The sequence below is a fragment of the Pseudomonas brassicacearum genome (assembly GCF_003732225.1).
Classification (GTDB): domain Bacteria; phylum Pseudomonadota; class Gammaproteobacteria; order Pseudomonadales; family Pseudomonadaceae; genus Aquipseudomonas; species Aquipseudomonas brassicacearum_E.
Genome location: NZ_MOBJ01000006.1, coordinates 591,356 through 609,142 on the forward strand (window position 1 = coordinate 591,356; position 17,787 = coordinate 609,142).

The following is a 17,787-nucleotide window of genomic DNA, read 5'->3' on the forward strand; positions in this document are numbered from 1 at the left end:
CATGAACGATCACAACAATAATATTCAGTTGGAAACCGCCATGACCACAACCACCATGACCATGATCCAGGCCCTGCGCTCGGCCATGGATGTGATGCTTGAGCGTGACGACAACGTCGTGGTGTTCGGCCAGGACGTCGGCTACTTCGGCGGCGTGTTCCGTTGCACCGAAGGCCTGCAAAGCAAATACGGCACCTCTCGGGTGTTCGATGCGCCGATCTCCGAAAGCGGCATCGTCGGCGTCGCCGTCGGCATGGGCGCTTACGGTTTGCGGCCAGTGGCCGAGATCCAGTTCGCCGATTACGTCTACCCGGCGTCGGACCAGATCATTTCCGAAGCCGCACGCCTGCGCTATCGCTCGGCCGGCGAGTTCACCGCCCCGATGACCCTGCGCATGCCTTGCGGCGGCGGCATCTACGGTGGCCAGACTCACAGCCAGAGCATCGAGGCGATGTTCACCCAGGTCTGCGGTTTGCGCACGGTCATGCCGTCCAACCCTTACGACGCCAAAGGCCTGCTGATCGCCTCCATCGAGAACGATGACCCGGTGATCTTCCTTGAGCCAAAACGCCTGTACAACGGCCCGTTCGACGGCCATCACGATCGCCCGGTAACCCCGTGGTCGAAACACCCGGCCGCGCAAGTGCCGGACGGTTACTACACCGTGCCGCTGGACGTCGCCGCCATTACCCGTCCGGGCAAGGACGTGACCATCCTGACTTACGGCACCACGGTGTATGTCTCGCAAGTCGCCGCCGAGGAAACCGGCATCGACGCCGAAGTCATCGACCTGCGCAGCCTGTGGCCGCTGGATCTGGAAACCATCGTCAAGTCGGTGAAGAAAACCGGGCGCTGCGTGATCGTTCACGAAGCCACCCGCACCTGCGGTTTCGGCGCCGAACTGGTGTCGCTGGTTCAGGAACATTGCTTCCACCACCTGGAAGCGCCGATCGAGCGTGTGACCGGCTGGGACACTCCCTACCCGCATGCGCAGGAATGGGCGTATTTCCCAGGTCCGTCCCGTGTGGGCGCGGCTTTGAAACGGGTCATGGAGGTCTGAATGGGCACGCACGTTATCAAGATGCCGGACATTGGCGAAGGCATTGCAGAAGTTGAACTGTCGGTGTGGCACGTCAAGGTCGGCGACATGGTCGTCGAAGATCAGGTACTGGCCGATGTGATGACCGACAAGGCGATGGTCGACATCCCGTCCCCGGTGCATGGCAAGGTCATCTCCCTCGGCGGTGTGCCAGGTGAAGTCATGGCCGTCGGCAGCATTTTGATCAGCATCGAAGTAGAAGGCGCGGGCAACGTCAAAGAGTCGTCTCAGCCTGCGGCGGTCGCAGAAGCACCGAAGCCTGCGCCGGTTGCCGCAGCGAAAGTCGAAGCCGTGGTTGAAAGCAAACCCGCCGCACCGGTTCGCCCTGTCGTGCCGCAAGGCCCGCTGGTCGCTCGCGACGCCGATGAACGCCCACTGGCCTCCCCGGCCGTGCGCAAACACGCGCTGGATGCCGGCATTCAATTGCGCCTGGTGCGCGGCACCGGCCCTGCCGGGCGGATTCTTCACGAAGACCTCGACGCCTATCTGGCACAAGGTCAGTCGAACGCATCGACCGCTGTGGCCGCTTATGCCGAACGCAACGACGAACAGCAGATCCCGGTGATCGGCATGCGTCGCAAGATCGCCCAGCGGATGCAGGACGCGACTCAGCGTGCGGCACACTTCAGCTATGTCGAAGAAATCGACGTCACTGCGGTGGAAGAACTGCGTGCGCATCTGAATGAAAAGCATGGCGCCACTCGCGGCAAGCTGACCTTGCTGCCATTCCTGGTCCGCGCCATGGTCGTCGCCCTGCGCGACTTCCCGCAGATCAACGCCCGTTACGACGACGAAGCCCAGGTCATCACCCGCCTCGGCGCCGTACATGTGGGCGTCGCGACCCAAAGCGACATTGGTTTGATGGTGCCGGTGGTACGTCACGCCGAAGCTCGCAGCCTGTGGGACAGCGCTGCGGAAATCTCCCGTCTGGCCACTGCTGCACGCAATGGCAAGGCCAGCCGCGATGAACTGTCCGGCTCGACCATCACCCTGACCAGCCTCGGCGCCTTGGGCGGCATCGTCAGCACCCCGGTGCTGAACCTGCCGGAAGTGGCCATCGTCGGCGTCAACAAGATCGTCGAACGGCCGATGGTGATCAAAGGCCAGATCGTGATTCGCAAGATGATGAACCTCTCCAGCTCTTTCGATCACCGGGTGGTCGATGGCATGGACGCGGCGCAATTCATCCAGGCCATCCGTGGCTTGCTCGAACAACCCGCCACGCTGTTCGTGGAATAAGCATTTGTGGAGCAAGGCATGCAACAGACTCTGAACACCACGCTGCTGATCATCGGTGGCGGCCCTGGCGGTTATGTGGCGGCGATTCGCGCCGGCCAGTTGGGCATCAGCACCATTCTGGTCGAAGGCCAGGCGCTCGGTGGCACCTGCCTGAACATCGGCTGCATTCCGTCGAAAGCGTTGATCCATGTGGCCGAGCAGTTCCATCAGACTCAGCACCACAGTCAGCACTCGGCCCTCGGGATCAACGTCTCGGCGCCGACCCTGGACATCGGCAAAAGCGTCGAGTGGAAGGATGGCATCGTTGATCGCCTGACCACCGGCGTCGCCGCGCTGCTGAAAAAGCACAAGGTCCAGGTCATTCACGGCTGGGCCAAGGTCATCGATGGCAAAACCGTCGAAGTCGGCGACACCCGGATCCAGTGCGAGCACCTGCTGCTGGCCACCGGCTCGAAAAGCGTCAACCTGCCGATGCTGCCGATTGGCGGGCCGATCATCTCTTCCACCGAAGCCCTGGCGCCGAAAAGCCTGCCAAAACGGCTGATCGTGGTGGGTGGCGGCTACATCGGGCTTGAGCTGGGCATTGCCTACCGCAAGCTCGGCGCCGAGGTCAGCGTGGTCGAAGCGCAGGATCGCATTCTGCCAGCCTACGACGCCGAACTGACCCAACCGGTCAACGAAGCGCTCAAGCAACTCGGCGTGAAGCTTTACTTGAAGCACAGCGTCGAAGGCTTTGATTCACAAGCAAATTCATTACAAGTGCGCGACCCGAATGGCGAAATTCTGAACCTGGCTACCGATCAGGTGCTGGTGGCCGTCGGGCGCAAACCCAACACCCAAGGCTGGAACCTTGAAGCGTTGAACCTGGACATGAACGGTTCGGCGATCAAGATCGACAACCGCTGTGCGACCAGCATGCGTAACGTCTGGGCCATCGGTGACCTGAGCGGCGAGCCGATGCTCGCCCACCGCGCCATGGCACAGGGTGAAATGGTCGCCGAGCTGATCTCGGGCAAACACCGCGAGTTCAACCCGACTGCCATCGCCGCCGTGTGCTTTACCGACCCGGAACTGGTGGTGGTCGGCAAGACTCCGGACGAAGCCAAGGCCGCGGGCCTGGATTGCATCGTGTCGAGCTTCCCGTTCGCCGCCAATGGCCGGGCGATGACCCTGGAGTCGAAAAGCGGTTTCGTACGGGTGGTCGCACAGCGTGACAATCATCTGATTGTCGGTTGGCAAGCGGTCGGTGTCGGCGTGTCCGAGTTGTCGACGGCATTCGGCCAGTCCCTGGAAATGGGCGCACGCCTGGAAGATATCGCCGGCACTATCCACGCCCATCCGACGTTGGGTGAAGCGGTGCAGGAAGCGGCGTTGCGCGCATTGGGGCACGCGTTGCACCTGTAAAAAGCTGCCGCAAACCCCGTAGCAGCTGCCGAGCAGCGCGAGGCTGCGTTCGGCGGCGCAGCCGTCGTAATCCGGCTGACGCGGTCAGCCTGCAATAACACGGTTGCAGATTTTGCGACGGCTTTGCCGTCGAACGCAGCCTCGCGGTGCTCGACAGCTGCTACGGGGATATCGCATTCCGGGCTGCGATTTCGGTCCGGAATGAAGTATTGTTGTCCCCATCCAGAAAAACGTCAGAAGCCTTGAACCGTTCAGGCGATTGTTAAGTGATAGAGGGTGTCATGGGTAACGAAAGCATCAATTGGGACAAGCTGGGTTTTGACTACATCAAGACAGACAAGCGTTATCTGTCGTACTGGCGCAACGGTTCCTGGGACAAAGGCACCTTGACCTCCGACAATGTGCTGCACATCAGCGAAGGCTCGACCGCCCTGCACTACGGCCAGCAATGCTTCGAAGGTATGAAGGCCTATCGTTGCAAGGACGGCTCGATCAACCTGTTCCGCCCCGACCAGAACGCCCTGCGCATGCAGCGCAGTTGCGCTCGCCTGCTGATGCCACCAGTGGCAACCGAAGATTTCATCGAAGCCTGCAAGGCCGTGGTTCGTGCCAACGAGCGTTTCATTCCGCCGTACGGCACTGGCGGCGCGCTGTACCTGCGTCCGTTCGTGATTGGCGTGGGTGACAACATCGGCGTGCGTACCGCTCCCGAGTTCCTCTTCTCGATCTTCTGCATCCCGGTCGGCGCCTACTTCAAGGGTGGCCTGACCCCGCACAATTTCCTGATCTCCAGCTACGACCGCGCCGCGCCACAAGGCACCGGCGCAGCCAAGGTCGGTGGCAACTACGCTGCCAGCCTGATGCCCGGCTCCGAGGCCAAGAAGGCGCACTTCGCCGACTGCATCTACCTGGACCCGATGACCCATACGAAGATCGAAGAAGTCGGCTCGGCCAACTTCTTCGGTATCACCCACGACAACACCTTCGTTACGCCGAAATCCCCTTCGGTGTTGCCAGGCATCACCCGCCTATCGTTGATCGAGCTGGCAAAATCGCGTTTGGGTATGGAAGTCATTGAAGGCGACGTGTTCATCGACAAGATCGGCGACTTCAAGGAAGCCGGCGCCTGCGGTACTGCTGCGGTAATCACGCCGATCGGCGGCATCGAGTACAACGGCAAACTGCACGTGTTCCACAGCGAAACCGAAGTCGGCCCGATCACCCAGAAGCTCTACAAAGAGCTGACCGGTGTGCAGACCGGCGACATCGAAGCGCCAGAGGGCTGGATCGTCAAAGTCTGATCCAGCGCTTGCGGCACTAAAAAGCCCACCCATCGCTAACGCGGTGGGTGGGCTTTTGATTTTCAGCGCCAGTGAAAGCATCAAGATCGCAGCCTTCGGCAGCTCCTACATGTATACCTCGCGCCGTAGGAGCTGCCGAAGGCTGCGATCTTTTGATCTTAAAATCACCCTGCGATCAATCGCCCTACCTGACCGGCATCTACTTCGATCCAGGCAAACAACCACTCCAGAAACACCTGAGTCTGCGCCGTCACATCCGGCGCAATACCGTAGTAATAACGCGGCAACGGCATCCGCAGTTCGGGCAACGGGCAGATCAGACGGCCGCTCGACACGTCACTGCCTAGCAAGGAGGCCGGACACAAGGCAATGCCCTGTCCCTCCACGGCGGCCTCAAGCACCGGATGCATATGATCGAACTGCAGCGTCGTCTGAGTCGCTGACTGCGTTTCGCCAAACAGCAGGGCCCAGTTGTGCCAGTCCTCGCGACGCGTCTTGGCGGTCAGCAAGGTATGTCGGCTGAGGGCGTTCAAGTCGTCGAGCGGTAGGCGCTCGATCAGCGATGGCGCCGCGACCAGCAGCAGTTCGTCTTCAAACAGTACCTGAGCGTGAATGTCGGGCGCCCAGCCGTCGCGGCCACGTCGGATGACAATGTCGAACCCGTCTCGTGCGTGATCGGGCGCCAGAGTGGAAGTGACCACCACAGGTTTTATGTCTGGATGCAGCGCAATGAAATCCGCCAGCCTGGGCGTCAGCCAACGCTGGGCAAACGTCGGGCGGACATTGATCTTCACTGTGCGCAGTGAAGCCTGTTGTTTGAGCGCCGCTGCGGCGTTGGCAATCTGTGACAGCCCGGCGCTGACCTGCTCAAAGAAACTCTGTCCTGCCGGAGTCAGCACCGATTGCCGGATACGCCGCTCGAACAGCAGCACGCCCAGGTGCTCCTCAAGCAATTTGATATGACGGCTAACAGCACTGTGGCTGACATGTAGCTCCTCGGCCGCGAGGCTGAAGCTCTGATGACGAGCGGCGGCCGCGAAAGCGCGAACAGCATTCAAGGGGGGGAGTTGATTAATCATGCGTCTAATTTAGTCACATATGCGGCGCAATTAAAGCGTTTGTCACACTCTCCTCGTCAGGCCAATCTGCGGGCACGCAGCCAGTGCCACCTGTTGGAGTGAAAGATGAATAGCTACGGATTATTTTTACTGTTTGCCACCTTGACCATTCTCAGCCCCGGGCCAGGTGTGCTGCTGACGCTGACCAACGCGCTGCGCTATGGTTGGACGGGCGCACTGCCAGGGATTCTGGGGATCGCATCAGGGGCGTTTGTCGTCGCCGCCATCAGCGCCACCAGCGTTGGCCTGATTCTAGCCACGTCCGCAAACGCCTTTATCGCGCTGAAATACGCCGGGGCCGCCTACTTGTTGTACCTGGGCTACAAAAGCTGGCATTCGGATCGTTTCAGTACGCTACTTGAAACACGCCCCACCAGCCCTGGATATCGCTTCATAGAAGCAGCTTCAATCCAGTTTTTGAACCCCAAGGCAGTGTTCTTCTTTCTGGCGGTATTTCCACAGTTCATCGACCCCTCGGCGCACTTCTACGCCCAATTCTTCAAACTGGTCAGCTCCTACGGCGTGGTGGTGATCGTGGTCCATAGCAGCTATGCCTTGCTCGCCAATGCCGCCAAAGGCTGGTTGTCGAGTCCGAAGGGTGCCTGGCTGGCCGCGAAAATCTCAGGCGTGACCTTCACCGGATTCGGCCTGCTCATGGCCTCGGCCAGCCGCTAGTGAGCCTGGCGCACAACGGTGTGCCAGGCTCACTCTGGCACGACGAAAAAGCCGTCCAGCATTGGCGCTGCGCCTAAATGAGCAGACGTTTCAGCCCCGTCCTACAGCCACGACACTCAGACTTAAGATAGCGTCTTGTCGCATTTAACAGGCGAAACAAGGACACGCATGGCTTATAGCAAGGAAATACCAAAAGTCTGGAACCCTCCATTGGGCGACGGTCATCACCGCACCTCTAGATACATGACACCAACCGAGCTTGCAGAGCGTGAGGCTCGACAGCAGGCATATGAAGACATGCTCTGATCAAAGCTGGAACGGTCGACAACAAAGGCAACATTCAGGGAGTTAAAAAGTGAGCCTGCTCTATCAAGATCCATCGATGTACCATGACAAAGCGAGCACTCTTCTTGCTGAAGGAAAGGAAACGGATGTCATCGCCGCACTGATTTCCATCGGTCTTAACGAGCCAGATGGGGTGTGGGCTCAGAACACTTGCCTGCACTATCTGAACAGTGGGAGTGAAAACGTTGCATCAGCAGCCATCACAGCCCTTGGCCATGTGGCACGCCGACACGGTCAGTTGGAGGTAGAGAAGGTACTCGCAGCCTTTGAACGTGCGAAGGCGAGATTCCCCTCTCTTGAACCTGTCATCTCGGACACCCTCGAAGATATCGAGCTATTTACCTGACGTGGTGCCAGGTAAATACCTGTAGCGGTGTCCTCAAGCGTTGCGATATTCAACCGTCAGGTGTGACAGTTCATGGACCGGGGCCAGCCGTTCGCGGATGGCATCGGCCGTGAGGGCTGCCGAGGTCACAACGCTGACAATCGCTGCACGGGCCTGTGGGCCTACGCGCCAGACATGCAGGTCGGTGATGCTGACATCGCCTGTCGACTCAAGCAGTTCACGCACCTCGGCGGCGACGTGTTCATCGGTCGTATCCAGCAGCACCGCCGCGCTGTCTCGCATCAAGCCATAAGCCCAATTGGCGATCACGATTGCACCGACAATACCCATCACCGGGTCCAGCCAGACCCAACCCAGATAGCGACCGGCCAACAACGCAGCGATTGCCAGCACGGAGGTCATCGCATCGGCCAGCACATGGACATAGGCCGAACGCAGATTGTTGTCGTGATGATGCTCATGACCGTGACCGTGACCGTGACCGTGACCGTGGTCATGATGCGCAGAGTTGCCGGCCAGTAAAAGCGCGCTGACGATGTTCACGGCCAGGCCCACCACCGCGATCAGTGTCGCTTCGGTGAAGGCCACGGTGGTCGGTTGAAACAACCGCATGATGGACTCTGCGGCAATGACGATCGAGACCAGCCCCAACACCATGGCCGAGGCGAAACCCGCCAGATCTCCTACTTTGCCCGTACCAAAACTGTAGCGCGCATTACCGGCATTTCGTCTGGCAAACCCGTAAGCGATCGCGGTAATGCCGAGCGCACCGACGTGGGTGGCCATATGAAACCCATCCGCCAACAGCGCCATGGAACCGGTGATGTAACCGGCGGCAATCTCGCCAATCATCATGACGAACGTCAGCGCAACGACCCACAGTGTGCGTCTGGCATTGTCATCGTGGGTCGCTCCCAGAAACATATGATCGTGGGAAAAACGCGAAACCTGAGGTGAACTGTTCATGGGTTGCATGACCTTCAATTTGAATAACGACGAATGGCTTGCAGCAACTCTTCCAGGCCCTCGGCACGCTCTTGATCGCTGAGCTCGGGGCTGGCCACGTGCTCACGGGCGTGGGCCTCGATGAACTGATCCATCAGGCCGTTGACCGCGCCACGAATCGCCGCGACCAAATGCAGGGTTTTGGCGCAGTCAGCTTCCGACTCCAATGCGCGCTCGACGGCTTGAACCTGGCCGGCGATACGACGAACCCGCTTGAGCAGATCGTCTTTGTGTTCGTGAATGTGCGACATACCAATACCCCCTATACCTATCTGCAAAAAAGGATAGTCGCCGATCACCTCAACATTGGCAACCCTGCATTCACCCAATGGTTATGGGACAAGCCCCTCAACAGCGCTAGAACAAGGCGCTCGGATCAACCGCCTCGCCGCGTCGACCTGTACTCTTGGACGCCCCTGCTTGCGCAGTCGCCCTATCCGGATCAAAGGAATGTCAATGAGTGCAAATTTTTCGGGCATTACGTGGGGCTTTCCCGGCATCGACCGGCGTCTGTTGAAAGTGCAATTCAGTTTTTTGCTGATGGTTCTGGGGGGACGGTGCAATCAACTGGCGGTGGCCTGGTGGACCTTGCAGGAAACAGGCTCTGCGCTCTATTTCGCCAACATGATTGCCTGTTCCATCGCGGCGGAAGTGTTAGCCAAACCTCTGCTGGGATGGTTGGGGGATAAGTACAACAAAATTCTGATCATCAAGCTGGCCTCATGGATCAGCCTGCTGACAGCGCTGTTGATGGTGGTGCTGTCCGCCACGGGGTCGTTCAACCCCTGGACGGTGGGCGCGCTGATGATGATCAGCAGTGCGATCGTCGGCGTACGCGACCCTCTCCAGGCGTCGATCATTCCTTTGTTTGCGGACGACGATAAAGTCTCCCTGGCCTTTCGGACCAAAAGCGTGATGTCGTCCTTTTCCATTCTGCTTGGGCCGGTACTGGCCAGCGGGTTGATTTACGGGTTCGGTATCACGTTCGCCTTTGCCGCTGATTTTTTTGCGATTCTCATCGCCGGGGCGTTGATCGCGACCATCCCGAGCCACATCGGTGCCACTGGCCGAGGCGAAAAAGCCCCGGGTGCCAGTGGCTTCAGCATGATCTATTCCGGCTTCAAAGTGGTTTACGGAGTGAAAGTCGAATTTTACCTGGCCATCATTGCGATGCTGATCAACTTTGCCCTGTTTCCGTTCTTCACCATCCTGATCCCACTGTACGTAAAGGACGTCATCCAGTACCCGGTCACTTACATCGGTCTTCTGGATTCGTGCTTCGGACTGGGCATTCTGGCGGGCAGTTACAAGATCATCGGCTGGTTATCCGACCGGGTCCCCCGTGACATGTGTGTGTCCGCAGGTTTTGCATTACTGGGGTGCAACCTGGTGGTGGTCGGCACCGTTTCATCGTCGTTCATCGTGCCCGCGGCCTTTTTCTGCGGCGGCGTCGGCCTGATGTTGATCAACATCCCCACCTCCGCTGTGAGGTTGCTGGCAACGCCCAAGCTCCATCGCAACCGGATTTTTGCCACGGTTTCATTTCTGTCTGCGGCGGCCAGCCCCTTGGGCAGTTTCGCGATGAACACCCTGATCGCTTATCTGGGGGTCGCACTGACAATCACGCTGCTGGGCATCATGGTGCTGCTGTTATCTCTGCTGGTTTTTCTGGTACCCGATTTCAAAACTTTCATGCGTTCCCAGGATACGCAGCTCGATGATGCCTATCTGGACAAATACCCTGAAGCATTTGCGCACTGAGGTGCCTCGCCGTACTCCCGTCTCTTACAAACGGAGTTCGCAAAAAATTCTAAAACAAGACCTCGAGATCAACCGCCTCAGCCATCGCCTGATTTCCGAAATCCCCCGGATGCAGGTGATCGCCCGAATCGTACTTCGGCAGAAAACGAGTCGGATGTTGTGGGTCGCGCATGATGCGGTCGAAGTCAATCACGGCATCGAACGCCCCGCTGCTGCGAATCCACCGGTTGAGTGCCTGACACAACTGGTCTTTCTCGGCGCTGTAGTAGTGCTCGATCAGGGTGCCCTGGAGTGCATCCTCAAACGGCATCAGGGTCGTGCCGATGATCCGCACTTTATGCTGCCGCGCCTGGGCGATCAGGCGCTGATAACCGGCGATCAGCGTCTCCAGTGTCGGTATCGGCGTATTCGGAGCGAAGGTGCTGCCCGGCCAGCTGATGTCGTTGATTCCCAGCATCAACACCACACTGCTGACGCCGGGCTGGCGCAACACGTCGCGCTCGAAGCGCTTGGCCGCACTCTCGCCCATGCCGTCGTCGAGTAGCCGCGCGCCGGAGATCCCGGCGTTGAGCACGGCGACAGGCTGGGTGCTCAAGCGTTGTGCGAGAAAGTCGGTCCAGCGCCGGTTGCCGTTCAGCGTAGAACCACGACCGTCGGTGAGCGAATCCCCCAGCACCACCACGCCACGGGTTTCAGGCGCCGCGTCGACCAGTACTTCACTGAGGAACAGCCGCGCTTCGACCTCACTGTTGCCCTTTAGCTGTATGGCCTGGGTCTGGTTACCCGGGCTGATAACGGCTGTTTGCTTGCCGTCCCAATGGAAGGTGCTCAGCGGCGTGCGTTGCGGCAAGTACAGCGAGACCAGCAGTTCCGCGAGGGCCGGGACATGGAGGTCAATCGGGTCGCTGGTGCGTTTTTCGCCGGGGGCGATGCGCAATTGCGTCTGGCCATTGAAGGTCAGCGGCTGCCCGGCATTGCTCTCCTCAACCCGCTTCAGCCGTGCAGCGCCGATCAGCAGTGGCTGCTGACCATACTCGTTGGAAATCACCACGCGCATCCGATCCCCCGCGCTGCTGATCCGCAACTGCTGATGCACGGTGCTGTCGGTGAGGGTTTCGGGAATGAGTGTGGGCAGTGGCAGTTCATGGCCCCAGATCGGTTGAGGGCTGGCGGTCCAGGTGCTGACCCAATGCTCCTGGGCGTTGACCGGCGCCATGGCGAACAAGGCGCTCAACGACAGAATCACTGGCAATGCACTGTGAAGGTTTTTCATGCTGAATCTCCTTGAGGAAGCGTTTCGAGGAGGTCAGCGTGTTCCATTCAAAAAAGACGTGGTAGAAGGTTAATTCGAATACAGCCCATTCCAGAATTGAATGCCATGAATGATCTGAAAGCCATGCAGTGCTTTGTCCGTGCACTCGAGCTCGGTAGTCTGTCCGCTGCCGCCCGTGAGCTGGAAACCACTCAACCCAGCGTCAGCAAGCTGATCGCCGCTCTGGAAAAGCAATTGGGTGCGCGCCTGTTGACCCGTGGTAGCAGCGGATTGACGCCGACCGAGCCGGGCAAGCGTTTCTACGAACGCACGAAACGGATTCTTGAGGAATACGACGAAGCGCTCGCCGACGTCAGAGGTCTGACTGAACGCCCCCAAGGATTGCTGCGCATCAACGCACCGGTCAGCCTCGGCGTGTTGCGCCTGAATGCCTTGCTGCTGGAATTCATGGCGCAGTACCCGGAGATCGAGGTCGAGTTGATCCTCAATGATCGATTTGTCGACCTGACCGAAGAAAACGTCGACCTGGCCCTGCGTCTGGGAGGTGCACTACCGCCGAACGTCATCGCCCGCCGCGTCGCAACCTCGCCACGGATGCTGGTGGCAGCGCCTGCGTACCTGCGCAAGCATCCGCCATTGACGCACCCGACGGATCTGGGCCAACACAACTTCCTGCGCTTCGCCTGGCTGACCACCGGCGATCAACTGGAATTGAGCGGCCCCGACGGTGAACGTGCAACGGTCATCGCTCAGGGACGCTATCGAGCCAACAGCTCTTTGGCGATCCGCGACGGCCTTCTGCTCGGCGCTGGGCTGTGCATCACACCGGCCTGGCTGGTCAGCGATCTGCTGGAAAGCGGCCAACTGGTACGCGTGCTGCCGCAGTGGAGCGGCCCGGCCAACGAAGCGTTCCTGCTCTATCCGGAGCGCCGCTACCGACCGTTGCGCGCACGGTTGCTCACAGAGTTTCTCAGCGAGCGAATCGGCCAGTTACCGGGGTTCGAGGCGTAAAAGCGTCAGTCGTCGCGCGTCAGCACTTCGAGCAATTCAATCTCGAAAATCAGGTTGGAGTTGGGCGTGATGGCGCCCATCGAGCGCTCGCCATAGGCCAGGTGCGCCGGCACCAGCAATTTGCGCTTGCCGCCAACCTTCATCCCCATCAAGCCCTGATCCCAGCCCTTGATCACTCGGCCAGTGCCGATCACGCATTGAAAGGGTTTACCACGTTCCCAGGAAGAATCGAACGGTGTGCCATCCTCCAGAAAGCCGCGGTACTGGGTGGTAATCAAGGCGCCTTTGACGGCCACTTTGCCATCGCCCACTTCAAGGTCGATGACCTGCAATTCTTCGTTCATTACTGCTCTCTCATTAGCGATGACCCTAAACACGGACCGCGTTTTCTCAGATTTCGCCTCGCAGGGCAATGCTGTTGAAGACGCTGGTGCGGGCAGCGGCTCAACGCTCGATCGGCATGACCGCCAGAATCTGCCCGTTGGTGGTCTGCACCAGCATGTACTTGTCGTTGACTTGCACCCATTGGCTCTGGCTTGGCGGGGTTTTCAAGCCGTGACTCTTCCAGTTGACCAGGGCTTTTTCATAGCGTCTGTAGATCTCCGGCGCATGATCGCCGACTTGCAGGTTACGTGCATTGATCGGCGAAGCCTGGACGCTGGCTTGCACGGGATCATCGGCCAGGACCATCGGGCAAACGACGACAAAACTCGCAAACACCACCATGGCAGCCAGGTTTTCTTTATGCAGCATCGGTATTCCTCCAGTGAATTCGTGGCACCCGCTCTGGGACCACGCTTGCGTCCAGTCATTCGAAACGCTCACACCTCACTGTAGCGATGATTCTGCGCTTGACTGTACCTGCGCTTTCACCAAAGGCCAGAGTAGTCTGCTGACAACACAATCGCGCCTGCCTGAGCGGGCCCTGCCGGATGATTGCCATGCACATCGCCATTCTGACGTTTGAAGGGTTCAACGAACTGGACTCCTTGATTGCCTTCGGCATGTTGAGCCGGATTTCCTTGCTGGGAGATAAAGACTGGCGCGTGAGCATTGCCTCGCCAACTCCGCGAGTGACGTCCATGAACGGATTGACCATCGACGCCCACATCGACCTTGCACAAGCCTGTCAGGCCGATGCGGTACTGGTGGGCAGCGGGATGAGAACCCGCGAGGTGGCCAACGACCCGGCGATCATGGACCAACTACGACTGGACCCGACCCGCCAACTGCTGGCGGCGCAATGCTCCGGCACGTTTCTGTTGGCCAGGCTTGGATTGCTGGGCCACGCACCGGCCTGCACCGATACCACCAGCAAACCGTGGGTGGTGGCCGCCGGAATCAACATCATCAATCAGGCGTTCTACAGCGACAGCAATATCGCCACGGCCGGCGGCTGTCTGTCGGCTCAGTACCTCTCGGCCTGGCTGATCGCCCGCCTGAAGAGCCACGAAGCCGCCCGCGAGGTACTGCACTATTTCGCCCCGGTGGGCGAAAAGGACGAGTATGTGACGCGAGCGCTGTCGCATATCCACTCCGCAATGCAGGCGGCTGTCTGACTGCACCCGGATAAAACACCACGCGGCAACGTGTGCAGTGAGTCATTGGGGAGCTTCGCCCCAGTGATAATCTGCACGCATCAATAGATGTTAAATATGCACTTATCATATCGATCGACCTGCTCCAGTATCCCGCCCTAATAAGATCCATGCGCCACGTTGCGCATGTCATAAAAAGTGCGGGAGACAAAACATGCAGGCTACAACCCATCCGCCAGCGACATCCGCTCGCAGCAAGGCCAGTGCGATTTTCCGGGTCACCTCGGGCAACTTCCTGGAACAGTTCGACTTCTTCCTCTTCGGTTTCTACGCCACCTATATTGCGGCGGCGTTCTTCCCTGCCAGCAGCGAATTCGCCTCGCTGATGATGACCTTCGCGGTGTTTGGCGCGGGCTTCTTGATGCGGCCGTTGGGCGCGGTGATTCTCGGTGCGTACATCGATGACGTCGGCCGTCGCAAAGGTTTGATCGTCACCCTGTCGATCATGGCCAGCGGCACGATTCTGATTGTGCTGGTGCCCGGCTACGAGACCATCGGCCTGTTTGCCCCGGCGCTGGTGTTGATCGGCCGCCTGCTTCAGGGGTTTTCCGCAGGCGCGGAACTGGGTGGCGTGTCGGTGTACCTGGCGGAAATCGCCACACCGGGCCGCAAGGGTTTCTTCACCAGTTGGCAGTCGGCCAGTCAGCAAGTGGCAATCGTCATTGCCGCCGCGCTGGGCTATGCGCTGAATCAATGGATGCCGGCTACAGTGATTGCCGACTGGGGCTGGCGCATTCCGTTTTTCGTCGGCTGCATGATCGTGCCGTTCATCTTCCTGCTGCGGCGCAATCTCGAAGAAACCGCAGAGTTCACTGCCCGTCGCCACCGCCCAAGTATGCGTCAGGTGTTCGGCACGCTGCTGCAGAACTGGCAGATCGTAATCGCCGGGATGCTGATGGTGGCGCTGACCACCACCGCGTTTTACCTGATCACCGTGTACGCACCGACCTTCGGCAAAACCGTGCTGCACCTGAGCACCGCCGATGCGTTGCTGGTGACCTTGCTGGTCGGCGTGTCGAACTTCTGCTGGCTACCACTGGGCGGCGCACTGTCGGACCGCATCGGTCGGCGTCCGGTGTTACTGGCCATGACTCTGTTGACGTTGGCCACGGCCTACCCGGCGTTGTCGTACCTGGTCCAGGCACCGAGTTTCATCAACATGCTGTTGGTGCTGCTGTGGTTGTCGTTCATTTACGGTTTGTACAACGGCGCAATGGTTGCAGCACTGACTGAAATCATGCCGGTGGAAGTTCGCGTGGCCGGTTTCTCTCTGGCCTACAGCCTGGCGACAGCAGTATTCGGCGGCTTCACTCCGGCGATTTCGACCTTCTTGATTCAATACTCAGGCGATAAGGCCGCCCCCGGTTACTGGATGAGTTTCGCCGCGCTGTGTGCGTTGTGCGCAACGCTTTACCTGTACCGGCGCTCGACCGGTCGTTTGCAAGCCACCCCTGCCCCTTGATGAGCATAGGCATCTCTAGAACGTTGAAATGCGCTGCCGAACTGCTCCCGTAGCAGCTGTCGAGCCTGCGAGGCTGCGTTCGAGGACAAAGTCCTCGCAAATCCTGAGTCTACGGTTTACCTGGAAGAACCTGCCAGCTGATTCAACGACTGCTTCGCAGCCGAACGCAGCCTCGCAGGCTCGACAGCTGCTACGGGAGTCGGAACAGAAAGATGTGTAGATACTTATGCCTTGCGGAGAGAAACACTATGGAAAAACGATTGAACCTCATGGCGTTGACCCTGATCGGCGTCATGGGCCTGAGCAGCGTTGCCCAGGCTGAAGAGCTGCGCGTGATGACCTCCGGTGGCTTCACTGCCGCCTATAAAGTGCTCGGTCCGAAGTTCGCCGCCGCCACCGGCAACACCCTCGACACGGCACTCGGCCCGTCGATGGGCAAGGCGCCTGAAGCAATCCCTAATCGGCTGGCCCGTGGCGAACCCGCCGATGTGGTGATCATGGTTGGCTATGCGCTGGATGAGCTGATCAAGCAAGGCAAGGTCTTGCCCGGGTCACGGGTTGAACTGGCCGATTCGCGGATTGGTCTGGTGGTGCGCGAGGGTGCGGCGAAGCCGGACATCGGCTCGGTCGAGGGGCTGAAGGCGACCTTGCTCAACGCCCGGTCCGTAGCCTACTCCGACAGCGCCAGCGGCGTGTACATCCAGGACCAGATGTTCAAGCGCCTGGGGATCGAGCCGCAGCTCAAAGCCAAATCGACCATGGTGCCGAAAATCCCGGTGGGCTCTGTGGTTGCCACTGGCGAGTACCAATTGGGCTTCCAGCAGGTCAGTGAATTGCTCCCGGTGCCCGGCGTGACCTTCGTCGGCAAGATTCCGGAATCCGTGCAGTCAGTGACGCGTTTCGCCGCTGGCATCCCCGTCGGCGCGCAACACCCGGTGCAAGCCAAGGCATTGCTCGACTACCTTGCCTCCCCGACCGCCCAGCCGGATGTCACGGCAACCGGACTCGACTCGGTCAGCCGCTAAGCCTGCCGCCGGCCTCAGCCGATCTACGCTGAGACCGGTTCTGGCGGTTGGCTGACCTTCATTTCGACGATCAACCGCTCCAGCTCCAACGCCGCCGGCGTCAACGTCCGCCCCCGGCGTTTGAGCAGGCCGACGCTGCGCATAACCTGCGGGTCGGTCAGCGGTACATGAGTCAAAATCGGATGGTCACTGCCGGGCATCGCCATCAACGGCACCGCGGCAATACCCAGCCCGGCTTCGACCAGACCGATCATCGTGGTGACGTGTCGGGTTTCGCAGATGCTTTGACGCGCCGGCACGATCCCGCTCAGCGCCTGATCCAGCAGAAAGCGATTGCCCGAGGTTTTGTCGAGGGAGATGTAATCCTGCTGGTACAGCTCGCTCCAGCTCACGCTTGCGCGACTGGCCAAGGCGTGATCGCGCCGGCAAGCGACCACATAACGCTCTTGCACCAGCGGTTCGAACTCGACCTCGGCCTCCAGCGTGCCCATGAAACTCAAGCCGAAATCCGCCTCGCCATTGACCACCGCACTCAACACGTCATGGGCGCTGGAGTCGAGGACCTTGACCTTGATTCGCGGAAATCGCTGATGGTATTGGGCGACCACCTGCGGCATGAAGTAATAGGCCGCCGAAGGTACGCAAGCCACGGTGACGTAACCCAAACGGGTCGACGCCACGTCGCTGATCCCCAGCAACGCCACATCCAGGTCATCCAGTAAACGGTCGACACTGGGCGCAAACGCGCGCCCTGCCTGGGTCAGGCTAACGCGGCGAGTGGTGCGTTCGAACAGTTTGACGCCCAGCGCATCTTCGAGTTTTTCAATCCGTCGGCTCAACGCCGGCTGGGAGATGCGCACCGTATCGGCGGCCTTGCGAAAGCTGCCTTGCTCGACCACCGCGCGAAATGCCTGCAAGTCATTCAGGTCGAAATTGATGGCCATGACGCACACTCACCGGCAAACGAATTGATCAGCTTATCCTATGAATGTAACAAATTGATGCAAATTGTAACGCGCTAATCCGCGATAGCCGGCACTCATGACTGACTGATACCGGCCCAGCCTTTATCCTGTCCGCCCTTGTGACCCATGATTGTCCGCAATGTGTGTCGTTCTACGTATT

General features: G+C 59.5%; 18 protein-coding genes. 11 read left to right on the top strand and 7 right to left on the bottom strand.

Annotated elements, in window-relative coordinates:
• The first annotated feature begins 1 nt into the window (after position 1).
• From BK659_RS09410 to BK659_RS09425, 4 genes are all read left to right on the top strand, one after another.
• Positions 2–1,060 carry an alpha-ketoacid dehydrogenase subunit beta gene (locus BK659_RS09410; protein WP_123424783.1) on the top strand — a complete coding sequence of 353 codons (1,059 nt, stop codon included), beginning with the start codon at positions 2–4 and terminating at the stop codon, positions 1,058–1,060.
• On the top strand, positions 1,061–2,338 hold the full coding sequence (locus BK659_RS09415) for a dihydrolipoamide acetyltransferase family protein (RefSeq protein WP_123424784.1): 1,278 nt from the start codon (positions 1,061–1,063) through the stop codon (positions 2,336–2,338). It abuts the gene before it with no gap.
• An 18-nt stretch (positions 2,339–2,356) separates the two neighbouring features.
• Positions 2,357–3,742: a dihydrolipoyl dehydrogenase gene (gene lpdA, locus BK659_RS09420; protein WP_123424785.1), complete on the top strand. Its 1,386-nt coding sequence runs from the start codon at positions 2,357–2,359 to the stop codon at positions 3,740–3,742.
• A 281-nt stretch (positions 3,743–4,023) separates the two neighbouring features.
• Entirely contained in the window at positions 4,024–5,043 is a 1,020-nt protein-coding gene (locus BK659_RS09425) for a branched-chain amino acid aminotransferase (protein WP_123424786.1), read from the top strand.
• A gap of 164 nt (positions 5,044–5,207) precedes the next feature.
• Here the strand turns inward: BK659_RS09425 and BK659_RS09430 are convergent, their stop codons facing one another.
• Positions 5,208–6,122, bottom strand: a complete 915-nt coding sequence (locus BK659_RS09430) for a LysR substrate-binding domain-containing protein (RefSeq protein ID WP_123424787.1) — start codon at positions 6,120–6,122, stop codon at positions 5,208–5,210.
• Between the two features lie 105 nt (positions 6,123–6,227).
• On the opposite strand from BK659_RS09430, the gene BK659_RS09435 reads away from it, so the two are divergent.
• A complete protein-coding gene (locus BK659_RS09435) occupies positions 6,228–6,836 on the top strand; it encodes a LysE family translocator (RefSeq protein WP_123424788.1) in 609 nt (202 codons plus the stop codon).
• Positions 6,837–7,191: 355 nt separating this feature from the next.
• On the top strand, positions 7,192–7,527 hold the full coding sequence (locus BK659_RS09445; RefSeq protein WP_259740233.1) for a hypothetical protein: 336 nt from the start codon (positions 7,192–7,194) through the stop codon (positions 7,525–7,527).
• Between the two features lie 33 nt (positions 7,528–7,560).
• Here BK659_RS09445 and dmeF read toward each other — a convergent pair whose 3' ends face one another.
• Positions 7,561–8,493 (bottom strand): CDF family Co(II)/Ni(II) efflux transporter DmeF, encoded by a 933-nt coding sequence (gene dmeF, locus BK659_RS09450; protein ID WP_123424913.1) that lies wholly within the window; start codon positions 8,491–8,493, stop codon positions 7,561–7,563.
• A gap of 14 nt (positions 8,494–8,507) precedes the next feature.
• On the bottom strand, positions 8,508–8,783 hold the full coding sequence (locus tag BK659_RS09455) for a metal/formaldehyde-sensitive transcriptional repressor (RefSeq protein ID WP_054598351.1): 276 nt from the start codon (positions 8,781–8,783) through the stop codon (positions 8,508–8,510).
• Between the two features lie 55 nt (positions 8,784–8,838).
• Between BK659_RS09455 and BK659_RS09460 the strand changes: the two genes are divergently transcribed.
• Complete coding sequence (locus tag BK659_RS09460) at positions 8,839–10,293, top strand: MFS transporter (protein ID WP_259740234.1); 1,455 nt, start codon at positions 8,839–8,841, stop codon at positions 10,291–10,293.
• 49 nt (positions 10,294–10,342) lie between these two features.
• On the opposite strand, the gene BK659_RS09465 is transcribed toward BK659_RS09460, so the two are convergent.
• The gene (locus tag BK659_RS09465; protein WP_123424791.1) at positions 10,343–11,566 is read right to left on the bottom strand and encodes an SGNH/GDSL hydrolase family protein; all 1,224 of its coding nucleotides are present in this window, start codon (positions 11,564–11,566) and stop codon (positions 10,343–10,345) included.
• Between the two features lie 105 nt (positions 11,567–11,671).
• On the opposite strand from BK659_RS09465, the gene BK659_RS09470 reads away from it, so the two are divergent.
• On the top strand, positions 11,672–12,577 hold the full coding sequence (locus BK659_RS09470; protein ID WP_123424792.1) for a LysR family transcriptional regulator: 906 nt from the start codon (positions 11,672–11,674) through the stop codon (positions 12,575–12,577).
• 5 nt (positions 12,578–12,582) lie between these two features.
• On the opposite strand, the gene BK659_RS09475 is transcribed toward BK659_RS09470, so the two are convergent.
• Both BK659_RS09475 and BK659_RS09480 read right to left on the bottom strand, forming a co-directional pair.
• Positions 12,583–12,921 carry an FKBP-type peptidyl-prolyl cis-trans isomerase gene (locus tag BK659_RS09475; RefSeq protein WP_123424793.1) on the bottom strand — a complete coding sequence of 113 codons (339 nt, stop codon included), beginning with the start codon at positions 12,919–12,921 and terminating at the stop codon, positions 12,583–12,585.
• 100 nt (positions 12,922–13,021) lie between these two features.
• On the bottom strand, positions 13,022–13,330 hold the full coding sequence (locus BK659_RS09480) for an RcnB family protein (RefSeq protein ID WP_123424794.1): 309 nt from the start codon (positions 13,328–13,330) through the stop codon (positions 13,022–13,024).
• 188 nt (positions 13,331–13,518) lie between these two features.
• On the opposite strand from BK659_RS09480, the gene BK659_RS09485 reads away from it, so the two are divergent.
• The 3 genes from BK659_RS09485 to BK659_RS09495 all read left to right on the top strand — a co-directional run bounded on the left by BK659_RS09485 (position 13,519) and on the right by BK659_RS09495 (position 16,662).
• Positions 13,519–14,136, top strand: coding sequence for a DJ-1/PfpI family protein (locus BK659_RS09485; protein ID WP_123424795.1), 618 nt, complete (start codon positions 13,519–13,521; stop codon positions 14,134–14,136).
• Between the two features lie 193 nt (positions 14,137–14,329).
• The gene (gene tcuC, locus BK659_RS09490; RefSeq protein ID WP_123424796.1) at positions 14,330–15,637 is read left to right on the top strand and encodes an MFS transporter; all 1,308 of its coding nucleotides are present in this window, start codon (positions 14,330–14,332) and stop codon (positions 15,635–15,637) included.
• 248 nt (positions 15,638–15,885) lie between these two features.
• Entirely contained in the window at positions 15,886–16,662 is a 777-nt protein-coding gene (locus tag BK659_RS09495) for a substrate-binding domain-containing protein (protein ID WP_404942521.1), read from the top strand.
• 23 nt (positions 16,663–16,685) lie between these two features.
• Here the strand turns inward: BK659_RS09495 and BK659_RS09500 are convergent, their stop codons facing one another.
• Positions 16,686–17,606, bottom strand: a complete 921-nt coding sequence (locus BK659_RS09500) for a LysR family transcriptional regulator (protein WP_123424797.1) — start codon at positions 17,604–17,606, stop codon at positions 16,686–16,688.
• Between the last annotated feature and the right edge of the window lie 181 nt (positions 17,607–17,787).

What these genes read in the sequence shown, in the direction of transcription:
- BK659_RS09410 (WP_123424783.1), top strand. Translation starts at nt 2, where the DNA reads ATGAACGATCACAACAATAATATTCAGTTGGAAACCGCCATGACCACA.
- BK659_RS09480 (WP_123424794.1), bottom strand. Translation starts at nt 13,330, where the DNA reads ATGCTGCATAAAGAAAACCTGGCTGCCATGGTGGTGTTTGCGAGTTTT.
- BK659_RS09465 (WP_123424791.1), bottom strand. Translation starts at nt 11,566, where the DNA reads ATGAAAAACCTTCACAGTGCATTGCCAGTGATTCTGTCGTTGAGCGCC.
- BK659_RS09470 (WP_123424792.1), top strand. Translation starts at nt 11,672, where the DNA reads ATGAATGATCTGAAAGCCATGCAGTGCTTTGTCCGTGCACTCGAGCTC.
- BK659_RS09425 (WP_123424786.1), top strand. Translation starts at nt 4,024, where the DNA reads ATGGGTAACGAAAGCATCAATTGGGACAAGCTGGGTTTTGACTACATC.
- BK659_RS09415 (WP_123424784.1), top strand. Translation starts at nt 1,061, where the DNA reads ATGGGCACGCACGTTATCAAGATGCCGGACATTGGCGAAGGCATTGCA.
- BK659_RS09455 (WP_054598351.1), bottom strand. Translation starts at nt 8,783, where the DNA reads ATGTCGCACATTCACGAACACAAAGACGATCTGCTCAAGCGGGTTCGT.
- BK659_RS09475 (WP_123424793.1), bottom strand. Translation starts at nt 12,921, where the DNA reads ATGAACGAAGAATTGCAGGTCATCGACCTTGAAGTGGGCGATGGCAAA.
- BK659_RS09430 (WP_123424787.1), bottom strand. Translation starts at nt 6,122, where the DNA reads ATGATTAATCAACTCCCCCCCTTGAATGCTGTTCGCGCTTTCGCGGCC.
- BK659_RS09495 (WP_404942521.1), top strand. Translation starts at nt 15,886, where the DNA reads ATGGAAAAACGATTGAACCTCATGGCGTTGACCCTGATCGGCGTCATG.
- BK659_RS09435 (WP_123424788.1), top strand. Translation starts at nt 6,228, where the DNA reads ATGAATAGCTACGGATTATTTTTACTGTTTGCCACCTTGACCATTCTC.
- lpdA (WP_123424785.1), top strand. Translation starts at nt 2,357, where the DNA reads ATGCAACAGACTCTGAACACCACGCTGCTGATCATCGGTGGCGGCCCT.
- tcuC (WP_123424796.1), top strand. Translation starts at nt 14,330, where the DNA reads ATGCAGGCTACAACCCATCCGCCAGCGACATCCGCTCGCAGCAAGGCC.
- BK659_RS09485 (WP_123424795.1), top strand. Translation starts at nt 13,519, where the DNA reads ATGCACATCGCCATTCTGACGTTTGAAGGGTTCAACGAACTGGACTCC.
- dmeF (WP_123424913.1), bottom strand. Translation starts at nt 8,493, where the DNA reads ATGAACAGTTCACCTCAGGTTTCGCGTTTTTCCCACGATCATATGTTT.
- BK659_RS09500 (WP_123424797.1), bottom strand. Translation starts at nt 17,606, where the DNA reads ATGGCCATCAATTTCGACCTGAATGACTTGCAGGCATTTCGCGCGGTG.